Source organism: Streptomyces beijiangensis, assembly GCF_017315755.1.
Taxonomy (GTDB): Bacteria; Actinomycetota; Actinomycetes; order Streptomycetales; family Streptomycetaceae; genus Streptomyces; species Streptomyces beijiangensis.
Window position 1 is genome coordinate 1 of the sequence record NZ_JAFLRJ010001520.1, and the last position, 433, is coordinate 433.

Genomic DNA, 433 nt, shown 5'->3' on the forward strand with positions numbered 1-433 from the left:
CTCCAGGGGCTCACCGCGGCCGGCTGGTTCCGGCTGAACGGCATGTGGCCCGCGCGGCAGGGCATCGCGTTGGGCTTCCTCGGAGCACTGGTCGCGGACGTGGCACTGCTCGCGTCCGACCGGTCGCCGTCGGCCCTTCTCGGCACGCTCGGCATATGGGTGCTGCTGTCGCTGGCGCTCCAGCTCCGGTCGCACGCCGATCCCGACGAGCGGATGTACGGCCTGACGGCGACGGTCGCCGCGGCCGCACTGGCGATCATGGCGAGCGGCTACCTGGCGGCCGGCGCCGACGCGGCGACGGCCGGCGGGATCGGAGTGGCGGCGGCGGTCGTGGCGCGGGCGCTGCCGTTGCCGACGCCGGCGTCCGTGGTGGCCGCGCTGCTCGTGGCGGCCGGTGCGGGTGCGCTGGTCGGCGGGAAGACGGGGTCCGGCG

At 76.7% G+C, this 433-nt stretch carries 1 pseudogene; it reads left to right on the plus strand.

Going from position 1 to position 433, the window contains the following annotated elements:
- Positions 1-433: pseudogene (locus J0695_RS42515) on the plus strand (hypothetical protein); the annotation flags it as partial.